Annotated in this window: 23 protein-coding genes and 1 other RNA gene; 4 read left to right on the top strand and 20 right to left on the bottom strand. The window is 65.6% G+C overall.

Annotation, left to right across the window (positions count from 1 at the left end):
• Positions 1-398 precede the first annotated feature (398 nt).
• Positions 399-1,703 (top strand): MFS transporter, encoded by a 1,305-nt coding sequence (locus tag DSD28_RS08625; RefSeq protein ID WP_119255993.1) that lies wholly within the window; start codon positions 399-401, stop codon positions 1,701-1,703.
• Positions 1,704-1,774: 71 nt separating this feature from the next.
• Here DSD28_RS08625 and aqpZ (DSD28_RS08620) read toward each other — a convergent pair whose 3' ends face one another.
• The 19 genes from aqpZ (DSD28_RS08620) to DSD28_RS08530 all read right to left on the bottom strand — a co-directional run bounded on the left by aqpZ (DSD28_RS08620) (position 1,775) and on the right by DSD28_RS08530 (position 21,776).
• Positions 1,775-2,461, bottom strand: a complete 687-nt coding sequence (gene aqpZ, locus DSD28_RS08620) for an aquaporin Z (RefSeq protein ID WP_119255992.1) — start codon at positions 2,459-2,461, stop codon at positions 1,775-1,777.
• Between the two features lie 139 nt (positions 2,462-2,600).
• A complete protein-coding gene (gene aqpZ, locus DSD28_RS08615; protein WP_119255991.1) occupies positions 2,601-3,287 on the bottom strand; it encodes an aquaporin Z in 687 nt (228 codons plus the stop codon).
• A gap of 150 nt (positions 3,288-3,437) precedes the next feature.
• Positions 3,438-4,412, bottom strand: coding sequence for a UDP-N-acetylmuramate dehydrogenase (gene murB, locus DSD28_RS08610; protein WP_119255990.1), 975 nt, complete (start codon positions 4,410-4,412; stop codon positions 3,438-3,440).
• Positions 4,409-5,824: a UDP-N-acetylmuramate--L-alanine ligase gene (gene murC, locus DSD28_RS08605; RefSeq protein WP_119255989.1), complete on the bottom strand. Its 1,416-nt coding sequence runs from the start codon at positions 5,822-5,824 to the stop codon at positions 4,409-4,411. Before murC ends, murB begins: the two co-directional genes overlap by 4 nt.
• Positions 5,821-6,942, bottom strand: coding sequence for an undecaprenyldiphospho-muramoylpentapeptide beta-N-acetylglucosaminyltransferase (murG, locus tag DSD28_RS08600; RefSeq protein ID WP_119255988.1), 1,122 nt, complete (start codon positions 6,940-6,942; stop codon positions 5,821-5,823). Before murG ends, murC begins: the two co-directional genes overlap by 4 nt.
• A 9-nt stretch (positions 6,943-6,951) precedes the next feature.
• On the bottom strand, positions 6,952-8,106 hold the full coding sequence (ftsW, locus tag DSD28_RS08595; RefSeq protein WP_119255987.1) for a putative lipid II flippase FtsW: 1,155 nt from the start codon (positions 8,104-8,106) through the stop codon (positions 6,952-6,954).
• 14 nt (positions 8,107-8,120) lie between these two features.
• Entirely contained in the window at positions 8,121-9,518 is a 1,398-nt protein-coding gene (gene murD, locus DSD28_RS08590; protein WP_119255986.1) for a UDP-N-acetylmuramoyl-L-alanine--D-glutamate ligase, read from the bottom strand.
• Between the two features lie 6 nt (positions 9,519-9,524).
• A complete protein-coding gene (gene mraY, locus DSD28_RS08585) occupies positions 9,525-10,625 on the bottom strand; it encodes a phospho-N-acetylmuramoyl-pentapeptide-transferase (protein WP_119255985.1) in 1,101 nt (366 codons plus the stop codon).
• 119 nt (positions 10,626-10,744) lie between these two features.
• Complete coding sequence (locus tag DSD28_RS08580) at positions 10,745-12,172, bottom strand: UDP-N-acetylmuramoylalanyl-D-glutamyl-2,6-diaminopimelate--D-alanyl-D-alanine ligase (protein WP_119255984.1); 1,428 nt, start codon at positions 12,170-12,172, stop codon at positions 10,745-10,747.
• Positions 12,169-13,620, bottom strand: coding sequence for a UDP-N-acetylmuramoyl-L-alanyl-D-glutamate--2,6-diaminopimelate ligase (locus DSD28_RS08575; RefSeq protein ID WP_119255983.1), 1,452 nt, complete (start codon positions 13,618-13,620; stop codon positions 12,169-12,171). The genes DSD28_RS08580 and DSD28_RS08575 overlap by 4 nt, the downstream gene beginning before the upstream one ends.
• Before the next feature lie 65 nt (positions 13,621-13,685).
• Positions 13,686-15,428: a peptidoglycan D,D-transpeptidase FtsI family protein gene (locus DSD28_RS08570; RefSeq protein WP_119255982.1), complete on the bottom strand. Its 1,743-nt coding sequence runs from the start codon at positions 15,426-15,428 to the stop codon at positions 13,686-13,688.
• Positions 15,428-15,808, bottom strand: a complete 381-nt coding sequence (ftsL, locus tag DSD28_RS08565; RefSeq protein ID WP_119255981.1) for a cell division protein FtsL — start codon at positions 15,806-15,808, stop codon at positions 15,428-15,430. Before ftsL ends, DSD28_RS08570 begins: the two co-directional genes overlap by 1 nt.
• Positions 15,809-15,811: 3 nt before the next feature.
• Positions 15,812-16,837 (bottom strand): 16S rRNA (cytosine(1402)-N(4))-methyltransferase RsmH, encoded by a 1,026-nt coding sequence (gene rsmH / locus DSD28_RS08560; protein WP_119255980.1) that lies wholly within the window; start codon positions 16,835-16,837, stop codon positions 15,812-15,814.
• A gap of 14 nt (positions 16,838-16,851) precedes the next feature.
• The gene (gene mraZ / locus DSD28_RS08555) at positions 16,852-17,292 is read right to left on the bottom strand and encodes a division/cell wall cluster transcriptional repressor MraZ (RefSeq protein WP_119255979.1); all 441 of its coding nucleotides are present in this window, start codon (positions 17,290-17,292) and stop codon (positions 16,852-16,854) included.
• Between the two features lie 419 nt (positions 17,293-17,711).
• An RNA gene (gene rnpB / locus DSD28_RS08550) (RNase P RNA component class A) lies at positions 17,712-18,107 on the bottom strand.
• A 41-nt stretch (positions 18,108-18,148) separates the two neighbouring features.
• Positions 18,149-19,330, bottom strand: a complete 1,182-nt coding sequence (locus DSD28_RS08545; protein ID WP_119255978.1) for an NAD(P)/FAD-dependent oxidoreductase — start codon at positions 19,328-19,330, stop codon at positions 18,149-18,151.
• A 68-nt stretch (positions 19,331-19,398) separates the two neighbouring features.
• Positions 19,399-20,049, bottom strand: coding sequence for a lytic transglycosylase domain-containing protein (locus DSD28_RS08540; RefSeq protein ID WP_245424785.1), 651 nt, complete (start codon positions 20,047-20,049; stop codon positions 19,399-19,401).
• A gap of 225 nt (positions 20,050-20,274) precedes the next feature.
• Positions 20,275-21,039, bottom strand: a complete 765-nt coding sequence (locus DSD28_RS08535; RefSeq protein ID WP_119255977.1) for an N-acetylmuramoyl-L-alanine amidase — start codon at positions 21,037-21,039, stop codon at positions 20,275-20,277.
• Positions 21,036-21,776, bottom strand: coding sequence for a TerB family tellurite resistance protein (locus tag DSD28_RS08530; RefSeq protein ID WP_119255976.1), 741 nt, complete (start codon positions 21,774-21,776; stop codon positions 21,036-21,038). Before DSD28_RS08530 ends, DSD28_RS08535 begins: the two co-directional genes overlap by 4 nt.
• A 239-nt stretch (positions 21,777-22,015) precedes the next feature.
• On the opposite strand from DSD28_RS08530, the gene DSD28_RS08525 reads away from it, so the two are divergent.
• The 3 genes from DSD28_RS08525 (at position 22,016) to DSD28_RS08515 (ending at position 25,015) form a co-directional block, all read left to right on the top strand.
• The gene (locus DSD28_RS08525) at positions 22,016-23,230 is read left to right on the top strand and encodes a pyrophosphate--fructose-6-phosphate 1-phosphotransferase (RefSeq protein ID WP_119255975.1); all 1,215 of its coding nucleotides are present in this window, start codon (positions 22,016-22,018) and stop codon (positions 23,228-23,230) included.
• A gap of 72 nt (positions 23,231-23,302) precedes the next feature.
• On the top strand, positions 23,303-23,932 hold the full coding sequence (locus tag DSD28_RS08520) for a LysE family translocator (protein ID WP_119255974.1): 630 nt from the start codon (positions 23,303-23,305) through the stop codon (positions 23,930-23,932).
• 132 nt (positions 23,933-24,064) lie between these two features.
• On the top strand, positions 24,065-25,015 hold the full coding sequence (locus DSD28_RS08515; RefSeq protein WP_119255973.1) for a lytic transglycosylase domain-containing protein: 951 nt from the start codon (positions 24,065-24,067) through the stop codon (positions 25,013-25,015).
• Between the two features lie 181 nt (positions 25,016-25,196).
• On the opposite strand, the gene DSD28_RS08510 is transcribed toward DSD28_RS08515, so the two are convergent.
• Positions 25,197-25,784: a GNAT family N-acetyltransferase gene (locus tag DSD28_RS08510; protein WP_119255972.1), complete on the bottom strand. Its 588-nt coding sequence runs from the start codon at positions 25,782-25,784 to the stop codon at positions 25,197-25,199.
• Positions 25,785-25,794 lie beyond the last annotated feature (10 nt).

Raw genomic sequence — 25,794 nt, 5'->3', positions numbered from 1 at the left:
CTCGACCCTTGCGCGGACCTGATTTGCCTTGCGGTCCGACTCGACGGGCGAGTTGGGACCACTAGAGCGCCATTAAGGTTAATGAAGCGTTTACTTTCGTTAACCTGACGCATCGCGGGACAAATTTTCCTCGCGCCGAATCAGGCAACGCTTCGATTCTCTCTCTGGAATCAGAGAGTTGCGCGCGGCGCAAGAAAAACCGGCAAATCGGGCATCATCACGTCCATGCGCGCACCGGCAATGCGCTTCGTAAATGCTCGGGTCTCAGGGAAGAACGAAAAGTACGATTTTTCGCCCATTCGGGTAGTTTTATTGTTTCGTCGACCGGATGGTTGGCGTAAAAGCCCGCTGCTGCCTCCCAAGACGGCAAACAAGAAACATCAAAAAAGGCACCCCCGATGAGTAAGACACTCTCTTCCGGGTCGCCGACCGCAGCGCATTCCAACCGCGCCGGGCTCAATTCCCCGGCGCGCGTTCTTTTTGCAAGCCTGGTCGGAACGACCATCGAATTCTTCGATTTCTACGTTTACGCCACCGCCGCCGTGCTGGTCTTCCCGACGCTGTTCTTCCCGAACAGCGATCCGACGACGGCGCTGCTCGCCTCCTTCGCGACCTTCTCCATCGCGTTCTTCGCCCGCCCGCTCGGCGCCATCGTCTTCGGGCATTACGGCGACCGCATCGGCCGCAAGACGACGCTCGTCGCCGCGCTCCTGACCATGGGCGTCTCGACCGTGATCATCGGCCTCCTGCCGTCCTATGACTCGATCGGCGTGCTCGCACCCCTGCTGCTGGCGCTGTGCCGATTCGGCCAGGGCTTCGGCCTCGGCGGAGAATGGGGCGGCGCGGTGCTGCTCGCGACGGAAAACGCCCCTCCGGGCAAGCGCAGCTGGTACGGCATGTTCCCGCAGCTCGGCGCGCCGGTCGGCCTCTTCCTCTCCTCGGGCATCTTCTGGCTGCTGCTGCACGTCATGTCGCAGGACGCGCTGCTCGCCTGGGGCTGGCGCATTCCCTTCGTGGCGTCCATCGTGCTCATCGCCGTCGGCCTCTGGGTCCGCCTGTCGATCACCGAGACGCCCGCCTTCCAGAAGGCCATCGAGAAGCGGGAACGCGTCGAAGTGCCGGTCGTCGAGCTCTTCCGCAACCACAAGCGCAGCCTCGTGCTCGGCACCTTCGTGGCGCTCGCCACCTTCGTGCTGTTCTATATCGGCTCGGCCTATCTGCTGTCCTATAACGTCAAGGTGCTGAAGCTGCCCTTCGTCGAGGCGCTCGAGATCCAGCTCGTCGGCTCGGTGCTGTTCGGCCTGTTCATTCCCTTCGCCGGCAAGCTCGCCGAAAGGTTCGGCCGCCGCGAGGTGCTGATCGCCACGACCGTGTTGATCGGCGTCTTCTCGTTCTTCCTGCCGGGCCTGATGACCGGCGGCGAAACCGGCATCTTCGTCTTCGTGATCTTCGCGATGGCGCTGATGGGCATGACCTACGGCCTGATCGGCACGGCGCTCGCCGCGCCCTTCCCCACGAAGGTGCGCTATACGGGTTCGTCGATCACCTTCAACTTCGCCGGCATCTTCGGCGCCTCGCTCGCGCCCTATATCGCGACCTGGCTGCAGGCGAATTACGGCATGACCTATGTCGGCTACTATCTCGGCCTCTCGGCCGTCATCACACTGGCCTGCATCCTGCTTTCGGGCAAGGAAGAGGTCTGAGCCTTCACGGAAAAAGGCCCCGAATCGAAAAACCCGCCGCGTCGCCGCGGCGGGTTTTCTTTTGCCGGCGATCAGTCGTCCTCGCCGACGATCTTCCAGACGATGCCGCCGATGACGGCCCCGAGGATCGGCGCCACCCAGAACAGCCAGAGCTGCGAGAGCGCCGCCGTATCGGCGAAGAGCGCCACGCCCGTTGAACGCGCCGGGTTCACCGACGTATTGGTGATCGGGATCGACACGAGGTGGATGAGCGTCAGGCCGAGGCCGATGGCAATCGGCGCGAAGCCCGCCGGCGCGCGGCCGTGGGTCGAGCCGAGGATGATGATGACGAAGAACGCCGTCAGCACCGCCTCGGCAACCAGCGCCGCCGTCAGCGAATAGCCGCCCGGCGAAAGCTCGCCATAGCCGTTCGAGGCAAAGCCGCCCGCCTGGAAGCCGTCCTTGCCGGAGGCGATGAGGTAGAGCACGGCCGCCGCAACGACGGCGCCCACAACCTGCGCCACGATATAGGGAACGAGGCGGGAAGCCGGGAACTTGCCCGCGACCGTCAGGCCGACGGAGACCGCCGGATTGAAGTGGCCGCCGGAAATGCCGCCGACCGCATAGGCCATGGTCAGCACCGTGAGGCCGAACGCCAGCGCGACCCCGAGGAAGCCGATGCCGAGCGCCGGAAAGGCGGCGGCGAAGATGGCGCTGCCGCAGCCGCCGAAGACGAGCCAGAACGTGCCGAGGAACTCGGCGGAAAGTTTCTTGAACATGAATGCCCCCTGGTCCGGGCCCCGCTGGAGCGGAGCCGCGCCGCGCAACCGTCGCGCGACCGAGCATAGCATTCACTAAACCTTGCTGAACAGGGGATGAATGAAACCTGTTCGCCGCACGCTGAACCGCGCCCGGCGATCAGGCATCTTCGCAAACGACCTTCCAAAGCACCGCACCGATGACCGCGCCCAGCATGGGCGCCAGCCAGAACAGCCAGAGCTGCGGGAGCGCGGCCGTCTCGGCAAACAATGCCAGACCCGTGGAGCGGGCCGGGTTCAGCGACGTATTGGTGATCGGGATCGATACGAGGTTGATCGCGGTCAGGCTGAGACCGATGGAAATCGGTGCAAAGCCTGCGGGCGCACGCTCGTGGATCGAGCCGAGGATGACGAAAAGGAAAAGCGCCATCAGCACCGTTTCGGTAACGAAACCCGCCGTCAGCGAGTAGCCGCCCGGGGAAAGCTCGCCATAGCCGTTCGCACCGAAGCCGCCCGCCACGAAACCGGCCTTGCCGGAGGCGACAAGGTAGATCACCGCTGCCGCCGCGATCCCGCCGGCAACCTGCGCGATGGCATAAGGCAGCACATGGGCAGCCGGGAACCTGCCGGCAACGGCCAGGCCCAGCGAAACGCCGGGATTCATATGCCCGCCGGAAACATGGCCGATCGCATAGATCATGCTCATCACGGCGATGCCGGCGGAAAAGGCGATGCCGACGATCCCGATGCCGATCTGCGGAAAATGCGCGGCCAGAATGCCGCTGCCGCTGCCGACGAAAACGAGCCAGAACGTGCCGATGAACTCGGCCGTGAGCTTCCTCAACATGAATATTCCCCCTTCGAAGCCCATGCAGCAGGGCTCCGGCGCACTCTCGGTGCGCACGATCTCAGACAGTTTTGGATGAGCTTGCCGAAGGGGGAGAAGGAGTAGCGTGGCGTCGATGCCGCACGCGAACTCCCCAGCAAGCTTGGCGTATCAGGCCGTTGCGCGGCCCAGGAATTCCTTCACCTCGTAGCCCGGGATGAAATTGCCGAGGCGCTTGATCTCCCAGTGCAGCATGATGCCGGAATGCTCCAGCACGCGGCTGCGCACGGTCTCGCCGAGATATTCCAGCTCGTAGCCGGTCGCCTGCCCCGTATTGATCATGAAGTTGCAATGCATCGGCGACATCTGTGCGCCGCCGATCATCATGCCACGGCAACCCGCCTCGTCGATCAGCTTCCAGGCGGAATGGCCTTCCGGATTCTTGAAGGTCGAGCCGCCGGTCTTCTCGCGGATCGGCTGCACGGTCTCGCGATGCTGGCGCACGGCGTCCATCTTCGCGCGAATCTCGTCCTTGTCACCCGCCTGCCCCTCGAAGACGGCATGGGTGAAGATGAGGCCGGCGGGCGCGGCGGAATGGCGATAGGTATAGCCCATGTCCGCATTGCTCAGCACATGCGTGTTGCCCTTGCGGTCCACGGCATGAACCTCGGCGACGAGGTCCTTCGTCTCCCCGCCATTGGCGCCGGCATTCATGCGTAGCGCGCCGCCGATGGAGCCGGGAATGCCGTAGTAGAACTCGAAGCCGGCAATGCCGTGATCGAGCGCCATGGCGGCGATATTCTTGTCCGGGCAGATGCCGCCCGCCTTGATGCGGTTCTCGCCGACGAGCTCGACATCACCGAAGCCCTTGGCCGAAAGACGGATCACGACGCCCGGAATGCCGCCGTCGCGCACCAGCAGGTTCGAACCGACGCCCGTCACCGTCAGCGGCACCTCTTCCGGCAGCAGCTTGAGGAAGGTCGTAAGGTCCTCGACGTCATGCGGGTGGAACATCAGCTCGGCAAAGCCGCCGGCGCGGAACCACGTCACGCGATCCATCGGCGCATCCGGCGTCAGGCGGCCGCGAACGTCCTTGATACCCTCGCCCAGCGACGCCAGAAGTTTTGCCCCGTCAACCGTCTTCATGCCACCTCACCCGAAATGCCTGCCAGTTCCTTCGGCAGCGCCTGCGCCCAATACGTGATGCTGCCAGCTCCCAAGAGAACCACAAAGTCGCCGGGCTTTGCAATGCCGGCCACGAGAGGCGCCAGTGCCTCCGGCGCGGTCAGGAACCGCGCGTCGCGATGGCCGGCGGACTTGATGCGCGAAACCAGTTCCTCCGCGCTCACGCCGTCGATGGGGTCCTCGCCCGCCGCGTAGATCGGCGCGATCATGATCGTGTCGGCATCGTTGAAGCAGCCGGCGAATTCTTCGAAGAGGCTTGCCACGCGGCTGTAGCGATGCGGCTGATGCACGGCGATGATGCGGCCCGAGCAGGCTTCGCGCGCGGCGCGCAGCACGGCCTTGATCTCGACCGGATGGTGGCCGTAGTCGTCATAGACGTTCACGCCGTTCCAGCTTCCGGTGAAGGTGAAGCGGCGCTTGACGCCGCCGAAGCTCGCCAGCCCCTTGGCGATCGCCTCCGGCGAAATGCCGAGGCGCTGGGCGACGGCGATGGCGGCGGTCGCGTTGGAAACGTTGTGGCGGCCGGGCATCGGCAGGCGCAGATCCTTCATGGAAATCACCTGGCCGGTGCGGCGGCGGCGGATCTCCACGTCGAAGACGGAGGTCGCGCCGTCCATGCGGATATTGGAAAAGCGCACGTCCGCCTGCGGGTTCTCGCCATAGGTGATGACCTTGCGGTCCTCGATGCGGCTGACCATGGACTGCACTTCGGGATGGTCGAGGCACATGACGCCGAAGCCGTAGAACGGCACGTTCTCGACGAACTGGCGGAAGGCCGCGCGCACGGCGTCGAAATTGCCGTAATGGTCGAGATGTTCGGGGTCGATATTGGTGACGACGGCGACGTCCGCCGGCAGCTTGAGGAAGGTGCCGTCCGATTCGTCGGCCTCCACCACCATCCACTCGCCCTCACCCATGCGGGCATTGGTGCCGTAGGCATTGATGATGCCGCCATTGATGACGGTCGGGTCGAGCCCGCCGGCTTCGAGAAGCGTCGCGACCATCGAGGTCGTCGTCGTCTTGCCGTGCGTGCCGCCGATGGCGATGGCGTTGCGGAAGCGCATCAGCTCGGCGAGCATTTCCGCGCGGCGCACGACCGGCAGCAGCTTTTCGCGCGCCGCGACGAGTTCCGGATTGCTCTTCCTGATGGCGGTCGACACGACGACGACTTCCGCGTCGCCGAGGTTTTCCGCCCTGTGGCCGACGAAGACCTCGATGCCCTTGTCGCGCAGGCGCTGCACATTGGCGCTGTCCGACTGGTCGGAGCCCTGCACGCGATGGCCGAGATTGTGCAGCACCTCGGCGATGCCGCTCATGCCGATGCCGCCAATGCCGATGAAATGAACGAGCCCTATGCTCTGCGGCATCTTCATGGCCGTTCTCCCTTGAATTGTGCGATCGTCTTGCCGCCCGCAATAGCCTCAACCATCAGGGCGAGCAAGCGCGCGGCGTCCGGTTTGCCCGCCTTTCTGGCATTCGCGGCCATCGCGGCCATGCGCGAGGGGTCGTGCATCGCCTTGGAGACGATGCCGGCAAGGCGCTCCGTCGAAAGCTCGGACTGGGCGATCACCTTCGCCCCGCCGCCGGCGGCAAGCGCCGCGGCATTGGCCGCCTGGTCGTGGTCGAGCGCGTAAGGGTAAGGCACGAGGATGGAGGGCCGGCCGATGACCGAGACTTCCGAGACCGTCGAGGCGCCCGAGCGGCTGATGACGAGATGGGCATGGCCGATGCGCGCGGCCATGTCGGTGAAGAAGGGCGAGACGTCGGCTGGAATGCCGAGATCGGCATAGGAGCGCACCACCTCGTCGCGGTCTTCCGGCCGCGCCTGCTGGGTGATCCTCAGCCGCGCCCGGTCCTGCGGCTCCAGCGCGGCGATCGCCGAGGGAATGGCCTTGGAGAAGAACTGCGCGCCCTGGCTGCCGCCGAAGACGACGAGGCGGAATTCACCGTCCGCCGAGGCCTCATAGGGAATGGCCGATGCGTCCAGCACGGCCGGGCGCACGGGATTGCCCGTCGTCACCGTCTTTTCCGAATATTGGCCGCCCGTCTCGGGCAGGAAGCCGCCGGCGATAGCCTTGACGCGGGCGGCGAGCGCCTTGTTGGCGCGGCCCATCACGGCGTTCTGCTCGTGGATCATCGAGGGGATGCCCATGCCCGTCGCGGCAAGCAGCGGCGGCAGGGTCGGATAGCCGCCGAAGCCGACGACGACCTTCGGCCGCAGCCGCGCCATCAGCCTGCGCGCGGCGCGAATGCCCTTCCAGAGGGTCAGAAGCGAGCGGACGACGCTGACCGGGTTCTTCGAACCGATGGTGGCGGAGGGAACGACATGAATCTCGTCCGCCGGGAACTTGCCGGCAAATCGCTCGGCCCTGCTGTCGGTGACGAGATGGACCGACCAGCCGCCGGCCTTCAGCTCATGCGCCAGCGCCTCTGCCGGAAAGAGATGGCCGCCGGTGCCGCCGGCGGCGAGAAGAACGATGCCCTTGTCCATTCAAAACCCTTATTCAGCGGGCGCCACGATGCCGCCGCGGAAGAGGCTGCGCTCGGAGGCGCGCTTTTCCGGCCGGTGACGGGTCAGCGCCAGGATGAAGCCGGCCGTCACGCAGATCGCGATCATCGATGAGCCGCCATAGGAGATCAGCGGCAGCGTCATGCCCTTGGCCGGCAGCAGCTCCAGATTCACGCCGATATTGATCATCGACTGGATGCCGATCTGCAGCACGAGGCCGGCAACGGCAAAGCGCGTGAAATCGTTGCGCTCCTTGAAGGCATGATTGAGGCCGCGCATCACCACGAAGGCGAAGACCAGCACGATGGCCATGCAAAAGACGATGCCGAACTCCTCGGCCGCGACCGAGAAGATGAAGTCGGTGTGGCTGTCCGGGATGATGCGCTTGACGATGCCCTCGCCCGGCCCCTGGCCGAACCAGTCGCCGCGGATGATGGCTTCCCGCGCCGTGTCCATCTGGAACGTGTCGCCCTCGCCGGTCATGAACTTGTCGATACGCGCCGCCACGTGCGGCAGCAGCGTATAGGCCGTCAGCAGGCCGCCGACGCCCGCCCCGCCGAGGATGATGATCCACAGCCAAGGCATGCCCGCCATGAAGAACATACCGCCCCAGACGGAGGCGGTGAGAATCGTCTGGCCGAGGTCGGGTTGGGCGACGAGCAGCGCCGCGACGATGCCGAAGAGGATGATGGCGAAGAGGTTGCCGGGGATTTCCGGCTGGCGCGCATGCTCGGCGAAGAGCCAGGCGCAGATCACCACGAAGGCCGGCTTCATGAATTCCGAAGGCTGGATGGAAAGGCTGCCGATGGAGATCCAGCGCCGCGAGCCCTTGACCTCGACGCCGAAGAACAGCGCCAGCACCATGGCCGCAAGCGAGACGATGAGAAGGATCATCGCCGCCCGCCGCACCTGCCGGGGCGACATGAAGGAAATGCCGAGCATGATGCCGATGGCCGGGATGAGGAAGAAGGCGTGGCGCCGGACGAAGTGGAAGCTGTCGAGGCCGATGCGCTCGGCGACCGCGGGGCTCGCCGCGAAGGACAGCATGAAGCCGAGGCCCATCAGGAGGATGAAGGCCGCGAGGAAGAACCGGTCTATCGTCCAGAACCAGTCCGCCAATGCACCACGTTCGGCACGACTAACCATGTCTCTTTCCTCGTTTAAATTTCCACCAGCATGGACACGCCCGGCAGCGCCGCCACGTGTTTCACGAAGGCGTCGCCCCTGACTTCAAAATTCTTGTACTGGTCGAAGCTTGCGCAAGCCGGGGATAGAAGAACGGCGACCGGACCGCCTCCGTCCCTTTCGGCATCCGCCGCCGCATCGGCCACCGCCCGCTCCAGCGTGCCGGCGATCTCGAAGGGCACCGCCTCGCCGAGCGTCGCGGCGAAAGCCGGCGCCGCCTCGCCGATGAGATACGCCTTGGCGATCCTCGGGAAGAAGCCGCCGAGGGTGGAAATGCCCCCCTCCTTCGGCACGCCGCCGGCGATCCAGTAGATGCGTTCGAAGCTCGACAGCGCGGGCGCCGCCGCATCGGCATTCGTCGCCTTGGAATCGTTGACGAAGAGCGCGTCGCCCTTGCGGCCGACCGGCTGCATGCGATGCTTGAGGCCCGGGAACGAGGCAAGGCCCGCGCGGATTTCCGTTTCGCCGAGCCCGACGGCAAGGCAGGCCGCGACGGCAGCCGCCGCGTTCTGCGCATTGTGGCTGCCGCGCAGCGTCTGGATGGCGGAAAGGTCGGCGATCTCGCGCGAGGTTCCGCCCTGCGCCAGGAGGAGCCGCGAACCGTCGGCATGGATGCCGTCGGCGACGACATTGCGCCGGGAGATGCGCACGACCTTCGTGCCGGCCCGCTCGATACGATCGGCGATCATCGTGCAGAAACTGTCGTCGACGCCGACGATGGCCGTACTGCTGCCGGCGACGAGCCGTTCCTTGACATCGGCATAGTGCTGCATCGTGCCGTGGCGGTCGAGATGGTCGGGTGTAAGATTCAGCAGGATGCCGGCGGAGGGGTTCAGCGTCGGCGCGAGGTCGATCTGGTAGGACGAGCACTCGACCACGTAGAAGCGACCCGCCTTCGGCGGATCGAGCGTCAAAACGGCCGTGCCGATATTGCCGCCGAGCTGCGTGTCGCGGCCGCTCGCCCGCAAGATATGGGCGATCAGCGCCGTGGTGGTCGACTTGCCGTTGGTGCCGGTAATGGCGATGAAGGGGCAATCAGGCGCCTGCGCCCGGCGTTCGCGCACGAAGAGCTCGACGTCACCGATAATCTCGGCACCCGCGGCGCGCGCAAGGTCCGCGCTCCAGTGGGGCTTGGGATGGGTCAGCGGCACGCCGGGCGACAGCACCAGCGCGTCGATCCCCTTCCAGTCGAGCGCGCGCAGGTCCGCGGTCCGGATGCCGGCGGTGGACGCGTTCTCGACGCTCGCGGGATTGTCGTCCCAGGCGGTCACGTTCGCGCCGCCCGCGGCCAGCGCCATTGCCGTCGCAAGGCCCGAGCCGCCGAGCCCGAAGAGCGCGACCGACTTTCCCTTGAATGTGGTGACGGGGATCATGGCGCCTTACCGCAGCTTCAGCGTCGACAGGCCGACCAGCGCCAGCACGACGGAGATGATCCAGAAGCGGATCACCACCTGGCTTTCCGTCCAGCCCTTCTTCTCGAAATGGTGGTGGATCGGCGCCATGAGGAAGACGCGCTTGCCCGTGAGCTTGAACGAGGCGACCTGGATGATGACCGACAGCGTCTCCATGACGAAGAGGCCGCCGATGATGGCCATGACGATCTCGTGCTTGGTGGCGACGGCGACGGTGCCGATGAGACCCCCGAGTGCCAGGGAACCGGTATCGCCCATGAAGATGGCGGCCGGCGGCGCATTGAACCACAGGAAGCCGAGGCCGGCGCCGATGACCGCACCGAGCACCACGGCAAGCTCGCCGGTGCCGGGCACGAAATGGATCTGCAGGTAGTTCGCGAAGACCGCGTTACCGGCGAGATAGGCGATGAGGCCGAAGGCCGCCGCCGAGATCATCACCGGCACGGTGGCAAGGCCGTCGAGGCCGTCCGTCAGGTTCACCGCATTGCCGGCCGCCACGATGACGAAGCCGCCGAACAGCACGAAGAAGATGCCGAGATTGACCAGCATGTCCTTGAAGAACGGGAAGGTGATCGAGGAGCCGAAGGTCGAGCCCGCCGCGCCCGCCGACAGCGTGGCATGCATCATGAAATAGGTGGCGATGCCGGCGATGACGAATTCGAGGCCGAGGCGCGCCTTGCCGGAAAAGCCTTTTTCCGTCTGCTTGGTGACCTTGAGGTAGTCGTCATAGAAGCCGATGGCGCCGAAGCCGAGCGTGACGAGCAGCGTCGCCACCACATAGACGTTGGAAAGGTCGGCCCAGAGCAGCGCGCTGCCGACGATGCCGGCAAGGATCATCAGGCCGCCCATGGTGGGCGTTCCGGCCTTCTTGAAATGCGTCTGCGGCCCGTCGGCGCGGATCGGCTGGCCCTTGCCCTGGCGGATGCGCAGCGACGAGATGATCATCGGGCCGAACAAGAAGACGATGGTGGCCGAGGTGAACAGCGCAGCGCCGGTCCGGAAGGTAATGTAGCGGAACAGGTTGAACACCTGGATGGTGTTCGCCAGCTCGACGAGCCAAAGCAGCATTGTCACCCTTTCCCCAAAAGGTTCTGTGAAGCATCCCGGCGTGACCGGCCGGCGATGAAAGCAGATCGCATAAAAGACGAGGTCCGGCGGGCGTCTGCCCGGCCGAACCTCCCACAACTCTAACGCTCCCTCTCCGGGAACGCCTCGTATTTGTCAAGCAGGGCCGCCACGATGCGGCTGAAGCCCGTGCCCTTCGATGATTTGACGACCAGCACGTCGCCCGGCTGAACGCCTTGCAGCGCATGGGCGGCCAGCTCGTCGGCGGTTTCGCGGTAGTCGATCTCGATGCCCTCGGGCAGCGCGTCGCGCAGCGACGCCATGTCCGGGCCGGCGAGCCAGACGGTGCCGATGGCGGCCTCGAGCAGCGGTTCGGCAAGGCCGGCATGCACGGCGGGCGAATGCTCGCCCATTTCCAGCATGTCGCCGAGCACGGCGATGCGCCGGCCCCGGCCATGCGGCTCCGCATCGCGCAGCAGCGCGATCGCAGCGCGCATCGAGGCGGGATTGGCATTGTAGCTATCGTCGATCAGCGTGAACCAGCCGCCGTCCTTGGCCAGCCTGTAGCGCCGGCCCCGGCCCTTTTCCGCCTGCATGGCGGCGAGCCCCGCCATCGCCTTCTCGATATCCGCGCCGGCAAGATGTACCGCGCCGAGCACGGCGACGGCGTTTTCGGCGATGTGGCGGCCCGGTGCGCCCATCGGCACTTCGAGCGTCTGCCGGCCGACCGCCGCGCGCAGCAGGCTGCCATCCGGCCCGCTGGTGAAATCGAGCAGGCGGAACTCCGCCTGCGGATCGGCGCCGAAGCTGTGAATGTGCGAGACGCCGGCCTTGCGCGCCGCCGCTTCGAGGAAGGCATATTGCGCGTTGTCGCGGTTCAGGATGGCGTGGCCGCCCGGCACGACGCCGTCGAAAATCTCCGCCTTGGCGGCGGCGATCTCTTCGAGGTCCCGGAAATTGCCGAGATGGGCCGGCGCGATGGTCGTGATCATCGCGATATGCGGGCGCACCATGGAGACCAGCGGGCGGATCTCGCCCGCATGGTTCATGCCGATCTCGAAGATGCCGTAGTCGGTGGTCTCGGGCATGCGCGCCAGCGTCAGCGGCACGCCCCAATGGTTGTTGAACGAGGCGACGGAGGCATGCACGTTGCCCGAGGGCGAAAGCGCCTGGCGCAGCATCTCCTTGCTCGTCGTCTTGCCGACCGAGCCGGTGACGGCGATGATCCGCGCCGCCGTGCGGTCGCGCGCCGCGCAGCCGAGGTCGACGAGCGCCTGCAACACGTCGGGCACCACGATCATCGGCGTGACGAGACGGCCGAGCGCCGGCAGCTTGCCCTCGCTGACGACGAGCAGCGCCGCGCCGTTGGCGACGGCGAAGCTTGCGAAGTCATGGCCGTCGACGCGGTCGCCCTTGATGGCGAAGAAGGCTTCGCCCGGCGCGATGGCGCGGCTGTCGATGGAAATGCCCGTCACGCCCTGCGGCATGTTGCCGATGGGACGGCCATGCACGGCTGCGAGCAGATCAGCGGTGGTCCAGAGCCATGTCACCTGTCGAGTTCCTCCAGTGCCTTGCCGAGTTCGGCATGGTCGGAGAAGGGCAGCGTCACGGAGCCGACGGTCTGCCCCTCCTCATGCCCCTTGCCGGCGACGATCAGCGTATCGCCCGATTGCAGCATGCCGACGGCGCTGCGGATCGCCTTGGCACGGTCGCCGATCTCGGTCGCGCCCTTGGCGGCGGCCATGATCTCAGAGCGGATGACCTCGGGCACTTCCGAGCGCGGATTGTCGTCGGTGACGATGACCACGTCGGCAAGCCGCGTCGCGATCTCGCCCATGATGGGCCGCTTGCCCTTGTCGCGGTCGCCGCCGCAGCCGAAGACCACGATGATGCGGCCCGTCGTGAAGGGACGCACGGAAGTCAGCACGTTCTCCAGCGCATCCGGCTTGTGCGCGTAGTCGACATAGGCGAGCGCGCCGTTCCTGGCATGGCCGACGAGTTCGAGGCGGCCGGACGCGCCGATCAGCTTTTCGAGTGCCGCCATGGCGACGGAAGCGGAAACGCCGGTCGACATGGCAAGGCCCGCCGCGACCAGCGCATTGGCCACCTGGAAATCGCCCGCCAGCGGAATGTGCACTTCATGGATGTCGCCGCCGGCATGGATCTCGGCGGTCTGCTTGTGGCGGAAATGCTCGACGCGCTTCAAGGTGAGATAATCGCCCTTGCGGCCGACCGTGCGCACGTCGAGGCCGGCCTTGCGCGCGGCCTCGATCGCCGCGCCCGACCATTCGTCGTCGGCATAGATGACGGCGGGCGCGCCCTTCGCCAGCAGCGTATCGAAAAGCCGCATCTTGGAGGCCATGTAGTGCTCGACCGTCGGATGATAATCCATGTGGTCGCGGCCGAGATTGGTGAAGGCGCCGGCGGAAAGCCGCACGCCGTCGAGGCGCGACTGGTCGAGGCCGTGGCTGGAGGCTTCCATGGCGGCATGGGTGACGCCGACATCGGCAAGCTCGGCGAGCAACGCATGCAGCGAGACCGGATCGGGCGTCGTCAGCGAGCCGTAGTCGTTGCGGCCGGGCGCGATGACGCCGGTCGTGCCGATCATCGCGGCCGAATGGCCGGCCTGCTCCCAGATCTGCCGCGTGAAGGAGGCGACGGAGGTCTTGCCGGCGGTGCCGGTGACGGCAACCATGGTCTCCGGCTGGCGGCCGTAGAAGCGGGCGGCGCCCAGCGCCAGGAAGCGGCGCGGCTCGGCAACGGCGATGACCGGTACGGACGTCTCGACCTTCACGCCCTCGGCAACGACGACGGCGGCTGCGCCCCGGGCCACGGCATCGGCGATGAAGGCGCTGCCGTCAGCCTTGGTACCGGACAGGGCAACGAAGAGATCACCGGGCTTGACCTTGCGGCTGTCGCTGGCGATGCCGGTCGCGTCTATCGCGGCTGCGGCGCCCAGGTCGTTGGTTTCGGGTCCGGCAAGGTCACTGATCTTCATTGTCCGCTCTGCTGCTTTCCGTTGGTAGCCGCTTCGCTCACGAATCGGCGTCCCGTCTTCTCCATTCAATAAGACACAAGCAAGGCAGACCCGTCCTCACCAAATTTCGGCTTTACACCGAGAAGCGCGGCGGACCGGCGGATGATCTCGCCCACCATCGGCGCAGCGTTGAGGCCGGCGGTGCGCCCGCCGCCTTCGCCCGTCTGCGGCGCGTCGATGAAGGTGAGGACCACATATTGCGGATCGTCGATCGGGAAGCCCGAAAGGAAGGCGTTGAAGTTCTGCGTGTTGGAATAGCGCCCGCCCACGACCTTGTTGGCCGTGCCCGTCTTGCCGCCGACATTGAAGCCGGGAACGAGCGAGCGGCGGCCGGAACCGTCATTCGCGTTGAGCTTGAAGAGGTAGCGCATGCTCTCGACCGTCGAGGGTTTGATGACCACCTTGGCGATCTCGTCGGCCTCCTCCCGCGTGCGCGGCAGGAAGGTGGGGTTGAGGAGCTTGCCGCCGTTGATGAGCGCGGCGCCGGCGACCGCCGTCTGCAGCGGCGTCGTGGAAACGCCGTGACCGAAGGAGATGGTGATCGAGTTGATCTTCTTCCACACATGCGGCTGGCTCGGGGTCTTCACCTCCGGCAACTCGGTATCCATGCGGGTCAAGAGCCCCATGCGGGTGAGGAATTCCTTGTGCCCCTCGATGCCGATGACGTCGGCCATCTTGGCCGTGCCGATATTGGAGGAATACTGGAAGATTTCCGGAACGGAGAGCACGCGATGCTTGCCGTGGAAGTCCTTGATGGTGAAGCCGCCGATGCGGATCGGCGCGCGGGCGTCGAAGCTGTCGGTGATCTTCACCTTGCCGGAATCGAGCGCCATGGCGGTGGTGAAGCTCTTGAAGGTCGAGCCCATCTCGAACGTGCCGTTCGACATGCGGTTCATCCAGCCTTCCTTCGCGCCCTCCGCCGGATTGTTCGGGTCGTAGTCCGGATAGGAGGCCATGGCGAGCACTTCGCCGGTATGGACATCGAGCACGACGGCGCCGGCGGCCAGCGCCTTGTAGCGCTCCATGCCGTCCTTGACGACTTCGCGCACGATCGCCTGCACGCGCAGGTCGATGGAAAGCCGCACCGGCTCCAGCTTGGCGTCGCTCGTCATGCCGATGGCGGCAAGGTCGGCAAGGCCCTGGTTGTCGATATAGCGCTCCATGCCGGCAATGCCGCGGTTGTCGATATTGACATGGCCGACGATGTGCGAGGCGGTGGCGCCACCCGGATAGAAGCGGCGCTTTTCCGGCCGGAAGCCGATGCCGGGAATGCCGAGCGCGAGGATTCGGCTCTGCTGCTTGGGCGTGAGCTGGCGCTTCAGCCACTGGAAGCGGGACTTGGAGGTGAGCTTGCGGTAGATGCCGCGGCGGTCGAGGTCCGGCAGCACGGTGGCGAGCATTTCCACCGCCTCGTCCGCATCGACGATCTTGTGCGGCTCGGCATAGAGCGAGACGGTGCGGATGTCGGTGGCGAGGATTTCGCCGTTGCGGTCGACGATGTCGGGGCGCGAGGCCATCAGGTGGTCGGCCGGGCCGATGCTGGAGACGGTCTCGGTGGAGGCCATGCCGTACTGGACGAGACGGCCGCCGATCACCGCATAGGCCATGCCGAAGCAGCAGATCATCACCGCGACGCGGCTGCGGGCCTGCGAGCCCGAGCGCTTGCGCGTGCCCTCGAAGGCCTGGCCACCGGTCCTGGCGTTGTTGTTGCCGCCGGCGTTGAAATGCGCCTTGCTCTTGACGTCCATGATGCGGGAGAGAAACGACATCAGCGTGCCACCGATCCGGTTTGGATTGCGTCCGTGCCCGAGGCAGGTTTCTTGGCCTTGGCGACCTTGTCTTCCGGCAGCGCCGGCAGTTCGGCGGTCGGCATCGGCAGCTCGCTCGGCCGGGCGAGCTGGGTCGATTCCGTCGGCACGAGCTTCAGGTCGCTTTCGAAGATCTTGACGAGGCGGTTGAGGCGGTTGGGCTGCGTCAGCAGCGCCCAGTCGGCCTTGAGGAGGTCGATCGTGTCCTCCTCCAGCTTGATCTCGGCATCGAGCTTGCGCACCTCCTCGAGCTTGTTCTCGGCCTGGTGCTTGATCGAGTAGGTGACGGTGGCTGCAGCGGTCATGACGGCGATCATCACGACATCAAGGGTACGGAACATCACTCAGCTTCCCATCTTCTCGAGGCCGGCAAGGTTGGGCAGGTTGAAAATGGACAGGTCATCCGTCCCGGCGGGGGCGCTGGTGCGCTCGCCCGCTCTCAGCTTCGCGGACCGGGCGCGCGGGTTGACCGCACTCTCCTCGTCGCTGGCGGCCACCATAGGGCGCCCGACTGGTGCGAAGGTTGCCGCCCTGTCGTGAACCTCCGGCAGATGGCGCGAGCCCGCGGCCTTGCCGGAGCGATCCTGGAAGAATTTCTTGACGATGCGGTCTTCCAGCGAATGGAAGCTGACGACGACGAGCCGGCCGCCCGGCTTGAGGGCGCGCTCGGCGGCGATCAGCGCACGGGCAAGCTCGCCCAGTTCGTCGTTGACGAAGACGCGCAGCGCCTGGAAGACGCGCGTCGCCGGATGGATCTTGTCCTTGGCCTTGCGCGGCGTCGTCAGCTCGATGAGGTTGGCGAGCTGGCGCGTCGTGGTGAAGGGCTCCTTCTCGCGCGCCTTCTCGATGGCACGGGCGATGCGGCCGGCCTGCTTCTCCTCGCCGAGGAAGCCGAAGATGCGGATGAGGTCGGAGACCTTGGCGCGGTTCACCACGTCGGCCGCCGAAACGCCGGAGGCGGACATGCGCATGTCGAGCGGCCCGTTCTTCTGGAAGGAGAAGCCGCGTTCGGCCTCATCGATCTGCATGGAGGAAACGCCGATATCGAGCACGACGCCATCGAGCCCGCCCGCGGGCGCGTGGCGCGCGAGATCGGAAAAGCGCGAATGGACGAGCGTGAGCCGGCCGCCGGAGGCCTCTACGAGCCCCTGCCCGCCGGCAATGGCCGTCGGGTCGCGGTCGAGGCCGATGACACTCGCGCCCTCGGTAAGGATCGCGGACGTATAGCCGCCTGCGCCGAAGGTGCCGTCGAGGATGACCTGACCGGGCTTGGGCTGGAGCGCCTCGATGACCTCGGAGAGAAGAACCGGAATGTGACGGACCGATCCGCCATCGGCATCAGAAGAACCTCCGCCAAGATCCGCCGCCATTCCGATTCTCCGTCTTACCCCGAGCCCGGACCTCGCGTCCTGAACTCTTCCCGGGCGGCCGCCTGCGTGGCTTGAAATGTCTGCGGCGCCCAGAGCTGAAAATGATCCGCCCGACCGACAAAGGTCACCTCCGCGGTGATGCCCGTATAGTCCCGGATGAAATCCGTGACCGGCAGGCGCCCCTCCGAATCGAGCTTCATGAAGACGCCGCCCCCGTGAATGAGGAGCGACATCCGGTTGGCCCTCGGCGAAAAAGCATCCTCGCTGGCGATCTGGCGCTCGAAACGATCGAGCAGATCCAGCCCGCCGACGCTGATCGCCGGAAACATGAAATCCTGGAAGCAGTAAAGTTCCCGGATGTCGCGCTGCGACAGGACGGAACGGAATGCCGAAGGAACGGAAACCCTCCCCTTGGCATCGATCCTGTTTGTCGCATTCGACAGGAACCGGTTCATGACGCGATACAGCCGCTTCCAAAGCCGGAGCACTGTGCATCCACCCCGGCATCACCAACACAACACAACGCGCACGAACCAGCCCTGATGCAACGCATGCGCGCCGCACCGTCCCCAGCCGGTTTGCCTCAAAGCTTTGCGATGATCGGACGCTCATGCGTCCTCGTGCAGTATGGTTCTGGGATAACATGGGACCACATGGGCGTCAATGGGAAGAGACCTCTTACCCGCTGTTCAGACCGTCAAATGTTTATAAGGCGTTAAGTTTAACAAAAGGTTAGGAACGACCCGCCAACGTCTTGAATCTGCACGCGCAAAAACGCCGCGGGCGCGCATTCCGGCACGCCGCACGCATGGCGCGAACGCCCGCGATTCCAGCGCGTTGGCGGCATCGAAAAATTCATGCCTGAAAGGGAGATTTTGCCAGTTGGCCTGTAAGCCGGGTTCTGTATGGCTCCGGCTTTCGCCGGAACGTGGCAGCCATTCATCTGGGACCGGACTTGCGCCCGGCCTCTTGCAACCCACCCGGATGACCGGCCCGGAAACAGGCTGAACCGCTTGCGCGGCTCGCGTCATCCCTATTCGGTTTTGCTCCCGGTGGGGTTTACCTTGCCGTCCATGTCACCATGGCCGCGGTGGGCTCTTACCCCACCCTTTCACCCTTACCTTCCGAGGAAGGCGGTTTGCTTTCTGTGGCACTTTCCCTGGGGTCGCCCCCGCCGGACGTTATCCGGCACCGTGTTTCCGTGGAGCCCGGACTTTCCTCACCCTGCGGCCTTTCGACCCTTGCAAGGCGCGGCTGCCCGGCCAACTGGCAGGGGCTGACTAGCCCATGACGGGCGGAAACACCATAGGCTCAGCGAAAATGAACCGCGAAATCGGTGGCATAGTCCGGCTCGTCGAGCCGGCCGCGAATCAGAAGGTCCGCGCCGATGCGGCCGATCTCGTCCGAACTCTTGGCCGCCGCCCCGTTGCCGCCGGTCAGAAGCGCGATCCGCTCGCCGCCGGCAAAGCCGGCATAGGGATAGCCGTGCACGGTGAATGTCGTGACGCAGGGCGCGGAGACGAGACGCACCGGATCGAGATCGGGAATGGAGCGGGCCAGCAGACGCTTGAGATGGGCGATGGCTGCCGGATTGCCCTCCCCGCGGAACCAGTCGGCAATCGCCGGCTCCTCGGCGATATCGATATCCGTCGGGTCGCCGCCGATCTTGAGATAGGCATGCCCGTCCGGATAGACGATGGGCGGCAGCAGGTAGAAATGCTCGGACGGATCGGCGCTTTCGTCGATCCATGACGGCATGGCCGCAAAGGCCTCCGCCTGCTGCGGCAAAAGCTGGGCCAGAACGACGGTCCGTGCCTTGACGGTAAGCTTCGGCACCCTGGGCAGCAGCCCCGGCGCCCGCGAAAAGCCGCCGGTCGCGACCAGCACGCGCCCGCCAGTGACGGCTTCGCCCGACCGCAGCGCCACCGATGCATGGCCGCCCTCCTCCGTCACGGAGACGGCGTCGTCGGAAATGGAAACGCCGCCCACCTTTTCCATGCAGATGACCTGCGCGGTGACGAGCTTGCGCGGGTCGATATAGCCAGCGCCCTTCGCCTCGAAGACGCCCGCCGAACGTTCCGGCAGCGAGAACCATGGAAAATGCGCGCGCAGTCCCGCTCGGTCCAAGAGGGGCGCATCGAGGCCGTAGCGCGCGGCGACCGCCGCGACGGACGAGACGAAGTCCCCATCCGCATGACCGCTGATCAGGCAGCCCGTCTCGCCGTAGAAGGCGATGCCGCTCTCTTCCTCGATTTCGCGGTAGCGGGCGATGGAGCGGTTGGCGAGCAGCGCCCAGTCGCGATCCTGGTCGATCGTGCGGGTGATGCGGCCGCTGTCGTAATGGCTGGCGAAGACACCGTCATGCGCCTTCCAGTCCGCCGGTTCGCCCCGGCCGACGAGCGCCACCGAAGCGCCCGTTCGGGAAAGGTGCCGCGCCGCCGCCGCCCCCATCATGCCCCTGCCCACGACGACGAAATCGAAATGCCGAACCATGCTCACCCTCGTTCTTCAGCGATGGCATAGCATGGCGGCGCACCGATTCCAGCCCGGCGGCCCGGGCCTCAATCGATATAGCTCAGCACCTTGCCGCAATAGCGCTTGGAAACCGGGTTCATGCGCTTGGCACCATGGCCGGCATTGTATTTCAGGATGGTGCCGCAGGTCGTGCCGCCGCCGAGGTCATGCGCCATGGCGAGGTACTTCATGCCGAACTTGATGTTGGTCTCGGGATCGAACAGGCCCTTGGCGCTACCGCGATAGCCCATCATGCGCGCCGTCGCCGGCTTGATCTGCATCAGGCCGATTTCGCCGGCGCTGCCGCGGGCCCGCGGATTGAAGTTGCTCTCGACGCGGACGACGGCATGGGCGAGATCGACCGGCACGCCATAGGTCTTCGCATAGGTCTGGATGAGGCTGGAATAGCTGGCCGCCTGGACGCCGGTCTTCAGCGGGTTCTCCGCCTTCGGATAGCCGGTGGTGCTCTTGAAGGTCTTCAACTGGCCGACGACGACGCCGTTCCTGTCGGCCGCCGCCTTGCGCTTGCTACGCTTGGCCGACACCTTCCGGGTCTTCTGCTTGCTTTCGGCCTTTTCCGCCTTGGACGATTTCACCAGCGCTCCGCGATGGTCGCCGGAAGCGGCATGCGCCAGGCCGGCGGAAAAAACGGACACGCAAAGGCAGGCCGCGCTGATGGCAGCAAGTAGTCTTCTCATCTAGTTTCAGTCTCCAAAAGGCGCAAAGGCAGAGCCCTGGCCCGCGGCAATCCAAGCCGCGCACCCTGCGCAAACGTCTCGATCCTCATTGATCGCGGTCAGGCCCTGACCGCATGCTGCGCTGCAATGAACGCAGCCGGAAAGAACATGCCCAATCGGGTCAGGATGTGGCGAAGCGGTAAACTTCTGTTACAGACCGTAATATTCGAATATAAGAATGGGCTGTCAGACGCCTAGCCGCGGCAGTGTTGAAAGCAGCCGATGCAGCGTATCGATGGTCGAGAAATCGGCGATGCCGTCGACCTGCGCGGGCCGGAAATGACGCTGGAAAGCGGCCACGGCGCCCTCCGTCTTTTCCGAATAAATCCCATCGATTTCAATGCCGTAACCGTAGAGCGACAGCATGGTCTGCAGTGCCTCGACGGGCTGGCCCGCATCCCCGCGCTGGAAGAAGCGCCCGCCGGCGACCGGCGTCGGCTCGACCCAGTGCCCGACGCCTCCGGCATGAAGGCGCCCCCAGGGGAATTTTTCACCCGGATCGACCTTGCGGACGGGGGCCACATCGCTGTGCGCCAGCACCCGTTCGGGGGCGATACCCCACCTTTCGCCACAATCGAGACAAAGTTCGACGGCCGCCCGGATCTGCGCGTCCGGGAAATCCGGCAGCCCGCCGGGATGGCCGGCATTGACGATCTCGATGCCGATGGAGGCCGAGTTGATGTCGGTCTCGCCCTTCCAGAAGCTCTTGCCCGCATGCCAGGCGCGATCCGCCTCCCGCACGAGCTGCTCGACGCGGCCGTCCTCGTGAACGAGGTAGTGACAGGAAACCTCGCTTTCCGGCGTGCGAAGCCATTTCAGCGCGCCTTCAGCCGTTTCCATGCCGGTATAATGCAGGAGGATGATGTCGGGGGAGCGCCCGCCCGCCCGTTCACCGAAATTCGGCGACGGCGCGGCGGAGGCGCCGGAATAGTCACATGTGAATGCGCTCATGCAGCGCAGCGTTCCTTCTCGATCGCCTCATAGGCAGCGTTGAGCGCGGCCATGCGGTCGTTCGCGATCTGATGGAACTCGGCCGGCACGCCACGCGCCACCAGCCTATCAGGATGGTTCTCGGAGGCAAGCACCCGGTAACGCTTGCGGATCTCGGAAAAATCGTCGCTGGGCTTGACGCCGAGCACCTTGTAGGGATCGCGCCCGCTGATATGGACGTGGCGCGCCGTGATCTGCTCGAAGCGCTCCTCGGCCATGCCGAAGATTTCCGCCACGCGCGAGAGGAAGGCCATCTCGTTCTCGTGGATCAGCCCGTCCGCCTTGGCGATATGGAACAGACCGTCGACGATATCCTCGAGGATCGGGCAGTTCTTCTCGCAGGAGACGCACAGCGCCTTCATCTTCTCCGCATAGGCCTCGTAGCCGGAAACGTCCTGCCGCGCGAGGTTGTACAGCCGGGCGACATTGGCCGCCTGGTTGTCCGGATACTTGAAGATGTCCTTGAAGGCATCGACCTCGGCGGTCGTGACGACACCGTCGGCCTTCGCCATCTTGGCCGAAAGCGCGATCATCGCGACGGAAAAGGCGACCTGCCTGCGCGTCTCCGGATCGCCCTCGAAGAGCGTCCGCACGGCTTCCACCACGCCGGACAGAACATTGCTGGCGGCATCGGAGACGATGCCGACGAGACGGTCCCATACGGCACTGACGAAGCAACTGGGGGAGTTCTGGAACATAAGGTGATCTTGAGCAGACAATTGCAGGGAAAGCAAGGCAGGAAATACCCGGATGACAAAATTTTGATGCCCCTCAATAAGTGGATGCATCCGATTTTCCGGCGCCGTGATTTTCGCCTGTGGAGCACAAAAGACAATCCGTCACAGAACGCGGATAAGTTCGCCGCGCCGTTTCCCTTCCGGGGATTCTGCGCTAGACAACCCGCACCATCGAGACGAGCTGAAGCCGAGGAGGAAACATGGCCAAGCAGAAAGTCGCAATGCTGACCGCAGGCGGACTGGCGCCCTGTCTGTCGTCCGCCGTCGGAGGCCTCATCGAGCGCTACAGCGACGTCGCACCGGAGATCGAGCTCGTCGCCTACCGCTCGGGCTACCAGGGCCTGCTGCTTGCCGACCGCATCGAGATCACCCGCGAGATGCGCGAGAAGGCGCCCCTCCTCCATCGCTACGGCGGCTCGCCCATCGGCAACAGCCGCGTGAAGCTGACGAACGCCGCCGACTGCGTGAAGCGCGGCCTCGTCAAGGAGGGCGAGAACCCGCTGCGCGTCGCCGCCGAGCGCCTCGCCAAGGACGGCATCACCATCCTCCATACCATCGGCGGCGACGATACCAATACGACGGCGGCCGACCTTGCCGCCTATCTCGGCGCCAACGGCTACAACCTCACCGTCGTCGGCCTGCCGAAGACGGTCGACAACGACGTCGTGCCGATCCGCCAGTCGCTCGGCGCCTGGACGGCGGCCGAAGTCGGCGCCGGCTTCTTCGACCATGTCAGCAACGAGCAGAGCGCCGCGCCCCGCACCCTCGTGGTGCACGAGGTGATGGGCCGCCATTGCGGCTGGCTCACCGCCGCCACCGCCCGCGCCTATATCCAGAAGACCAGCGGCAACGAATATGTCGAAGGCTTCATGATGAACACGCAGCTGAAGAACATCGACGGCCTCTACTTGCCGGAGATGGACTTCAACCTCCAGGCCGAGGCCGAGCGCCTGAGGGCGGTCATGGACCGCACCGGCTTCGTCACGCTCTTCGTCTCGGAAGGCGCCTGCCTCGACGCCATCGTCGCCGAGCGGGAAGCGGCTGGCGAGACCGTCAAGCGCGACGCCTTCGGCCATGTGAAGATCGACACGATCAATGTCGGCAACTGGTTCTCCAAGCAGTTCGCCGCCCTGCTCGGCGCCGAGCGCTCCATGGTGCAGAAGTCGGGCTATTACGCCCGCTCCGCCCCCGCCAACCGCGACGACCTGCGCCTCATCCAGAGCATGACCGATCTTGCCGTCGAAAGCGCGCTCAACAAGGTCTCGGGCGTCACCGGCCACGACGAGGGCCAGGGCGGCAAGCTGCGCACCATCGAGTTCCCGCGCATCAAGGGCGGCAAGCACTTCGACACCTCGGCGAAATGGTTCGGCGAGGTGATGGACGTCATCGGCCAGAAGTGGAAGCCGGCGGCCTGACCGCACCGGGCTTGACGCCGGAAATTTGCAATGGCTTGCTCCCCGGATCGACCATCGATCCGGGGAGTTTTCATGTCCTTCGACCACTGGCTTGCCTTCGCCGCCGCCTCCGCCGTCATGCTCGCCATTCCCGGGCCGACGATCCTCCTCGTGATCTCCTACGCGCTCGGCCACGGAAGGCGGACCGCGGGCGCGACGGTCGCGGGCGTGGCGCTCGGCGATTTCACCGCCATGACCGCCTCCATGCTCGGCCTCGGCGCGCTGCTCGCCGCATCCGCCGCCGTCTTCACCGTTCTCAAATGGGTGGGCGCGGCCTATCTCGTCTGGCTCGGCATCAAGCTCTTGCGCGCGCCCGTGACGATCGGCGCGGAGGGCGAAGCCCCGGCGGAGGAAAAACCCTTCCGCATCTTCGCCCACGCCTATGTCGTCACGGCGCTGAACCCGAAGAGCATCGTCTTCTTCGTCGCCTTCCTGCCGCAGTTCCTCGACCTCTCGCGACCCGTCCTGCCGCAGATGGCGATCTTCGAGGTAACCTTCCTGGTACTCGCGACGCTGAACGCCTTTTCCTATGCGCTGCTCGCCTCCGCGGCCCGCAAGACGATCCGCAAACCCTCGGTCCAGAAGATCGTCAACCGCACCGGCGGAACGCTACTGATAAGCGCCGGACTGCTGACGGCAAGCCTCAAGCGCGCGGCCGCCTGAGGCAAGGCGAGCGCTGCGGGTTGCCGCTTGGCGCCTGATCGGTTATGAGCGGGGCACGGCCACGGCCGGTTGATTTGCAAAAGCATGGGCGTTCCGGCGCCCGCGCACCCCGGCAAACCGAGAGCGACGACCATGGCTGATATCCCCGTTTCCCGTCCGGCACGCATTGCCGCGCTTGCCTGCGCAGGCCTTCTTGCAACGCTTGCCGGCTGCGCCAGTGTCGCCGAGGACGCAACGACCGCCAGGACCGTGACGCCGGCTTCGGCAACGCCCGCCACCACGGATATCGCCTCCGCCGACGGCGCGGCCACCGAAGTCGCCTATGCCGCCATGCCCGCCGCAAAGCCCGGCACCGAGAACACGCCGGCAGCCCTGCCGACCCCGGTCGCCGTCGCGGCCGTCGAGGATGCGGGCGGCGCGGCCATGCCCGTTTCCGCGCTCGCCGAGGCGAGGCCCGTGACGGGCGCTGCCGCGGCCACCGCTGCCCTTGCCGGCAACACCGCCGCTGCCGGCGTGGTCCCGGTCAGCGAAATGCCGCAGGCGACCGAGATGGCCATCGGCGTCTCCGTCATGGAACCGGGCTTCGACACGGGCGAGCCGGAAGGCCTCGAACAGCTCGTCGCCACCCACAAGATCGTGCCCGTCGCAAAGCCCGCCCTGCTCAGCAACGCCGTGCTGACCACCGAGACCCGTCTCGTCATGCCGCGCGCCGAGCAGCCGATACAGAAATCCGGCACGCCGATCGACGGGCTGATCACAAAATATGCCAGCCTCTACGGCATCCCGGAATCGCTGCTCCACCGCGTCGTCAAGCGCGAGAGCCGCTATAATCCGAAGGCCTTCAACCGCGGCCATTACGGCCTGATGCAGATCAAGTATGCGACGGCCAAGAGCATGGGCTACGAAGGCCCGGCCGAAGGCCTGTTCGACGCCGAGACCAACATCAAATATGCCGGCAAGTACCTGCGCGGCGCCTGGCTCGTGGCCGACGACAAGAACGACGGCGCCGTGCGCCTCTATGCGGCCGGCTATTATTACCATGCCAAGCGCAAGGGCCTGCTCGACGAGACCGGGCTGAGATAAGGCGGCACGATAGCGGCGGCCCCTCATCCCGCTGCCGCGACCTTCTCTCCGCAAGCGGGGAGAAGGGAATATGCCGATCCGATTTCCCGAGAATATCAACGTTCGCGTGACGCGAGTCATCGCCACATGTCCCTTCGCCCCGCTTGCGGAGAGAAGGTGCCGGCAGGCGGATGAGGGGCCCTTAACCCGCCGCCTTCAGCCAGAACGACATCGGCTTCCCGCTCTCCTCCGCCTCACCGATATCCTGCCACGCCAGCGTCGTCGCAAGATCGGCGCGGTGCACGTAACCCCGCCTGCCCCAGAACGCGTCGAGCGGCACGTAATCGGCCGGACGCAGCGGATGGTCCTTCGGCCGCTCCACCGCACAGAAGGCGCACCAGTCGAAACGGCCGAGGCGGCGCGCATAGGCTTCGCGCTCCTCGAAGAAACGAACGCCCAGCCCCCTGCCCCGGTAGCTGGAGAGCAGGACGGATTCCCCGAAATAGAACACCTTCGCCGGATCGATCCCGGCCGCAACGAACGGCGCCCTGAATTCCTCCGCGGCATCCGTCATCGGCACGCCCGTCGAGGCGCCGACGATCCGCGCGCCGTCGAACGCCAGCACGAAGAGGCTTTCGGGCGAGCGCGCATAGGTCGCAAGATAGGAGGCCTCGTAGTCCTCGCTCCCCTCGTAGAGATAGGGAAAGGCGCGGAAGACCTCGATGCGCAGGCGCGCGAGGTCTGCGATATGCGGCGTGACGGCCTCGCCGTGGACGATCTTGATCTGCATGATCCGTAAA

Source organism: Shinella zoogloeoides (assembly GCF_003574625.1).
Classification (GTDB): Bacteria; Pseudomonadota; Alphaproteobacteria; order Rhizobiales; family Rhizobiaceae; genus Shinella; species Shinella zoogloeoides_A.
This window is presented reverse-complemented; position numbering and strand designations above follow the sequence as displayed.

Coding starts and splice junctions, on each gene's coding strand:
- DSD28_RS08625 (WP_119255993.1), top strand. CDS start 399: ATGAGTAAGACACTCTCTTCCGGGTCGCCGACCGCAGCGCATTCCAAC.
- aqpZ (WP_119255992.1), bottom strand. CDS start 2,461: ATGTTCAAGAAACTTTCCGCCGAGTTCCTCGGCACGTTCTGGCTCGTC.
- aqpZ (WP_119255991.1), bottom strand. CDS start 3,287: ATGTTGAGGAAGCTCACGGCCGAGTTCATCGGCACGTTCTGGCTCGTT.
- murB (WP_119255990.1), bottom strand. CDS start 4,412: ATGAAGACGGTTGACGGGGCAAAACTTCTGGCGTCGCTGGGCGAGGGT.
- murC (WP_119255989.1), bottom strand. CDS start 5,824: ATGAAGATGCCGCAGAGCATAGGGCTCGTTCATTTCATCGGCATTGGC.
- murG (WP_119255988.1), bottom strand. CDS start 6,942: ATGGACAAGGGCATCGTTCTTCTCGCCGCCGGCGGCACCGGCGGCCAT.
- ftsW (WP_119255987.1), bottom strand. CDS start 8,106: ATGGTTAGTCGTGCCGAACGTGGTGCATTGGCGGACTGGTTCTGGACG.
- murD (WP_119255986.1), bottom strand. CDS start 9,518: ATGATCCCCGTCACCACATTCAAGGGAAAGTCGGTCGCGCTCTTCGGG.
- mraY (WP_119255985.1), bottom strand. CDS start 10,625: ATGCTGCTTTGGCTCGTCGAGCTGGCGAACACCATCCAGGTGTTCAAC.
- DSD28_RS08575 (WP_119255983.1), bottom strand. CDS start 13,620: ATGAAGATCAGTGACCTTGCCGGACCCGAAACCAACGACCTGGGCGCC.
- DSD28_RS08570 (WP_119255982.1), bottom strand. CDS start 15,428: ATGTCGTTTCTCTCCCGCATCATGGACGTCAAGAGCAAGGCGCATTTC.
- ftsL (WP_119255981.1), bottom strand. CDS start 15,808: ATGTTCCGTACCCTTGATGTCGTGATGATCGCCGTCATGACCGCTGCA.
- rsmH (WP_119255980.1), bottom strand. CDS start 16,837: ATGGCGGCGGATCTTGGCGGAGGTTCTTCTGATGCCGATGGCGGATCG.
- mraZ (WP_119255979.1), bottom strand. CDS start 17,292: ATGAACCGGTTCCTGTCGAATGCGACAAACAGGATCGATGCCAAGGGG.
- DSD28_RS08545 (WP_119255978.1), bottom strand. CDS start 19,330: ATGGTTCGGCATTTCGATTTCGTCGTCGTGGGCAGGGGCATGATGGGG.
- DSD28_RS08540 (WP_245424785.1), bottom strand. CDS start 20,049: ATGAGAAGACTACTTGCTGCCATCAGCGCGGCCTGCCTTTGCGTGTCC.
- DSD28_RS08535 (WP_119255977.1), bottom strand. CDS start 21,039: ATGAGCGCATTCACATGTGACTATTCCGGCGCCTCCGCCGCGCCGTCG.
- DSD28_RS08530 (WP_119255976.1), bottom strand. CDS start 21,776: ATGTTCCAGAACTCCCCCAGTTGCTTCGTCAGTGCCGTATGGGACCGT.
- DSD28_RS08525 (WP_119255975.1), top strand. CDS start 22,016: ATGGCCAAGCAGAAAGTCGCAATGCTGACCGCAGGCGGACTGGCGCCC.
- DSD28_RS08520 (WP_119255974.1), top strand. CDS start 23,303: ATGTCCTTCGACCACTGGCTTGCCTTCGCCGCCGCCTCCGCCGTCATG.
- DSD28_RS08515 (WP_119255973.1), top strand. CDS start 24,065: ATGGCTGATATCCCCGTTTCCCGTCCGGCACGCATTGCCGCGCTTGCC.
- DSD28_RS08510 (WP_119255972.1), bottom strand. CDS start 25,784: ATGCAGATCAAGATCGTCCACGGCGAGGCCGTCACGCCGCATATCGCA.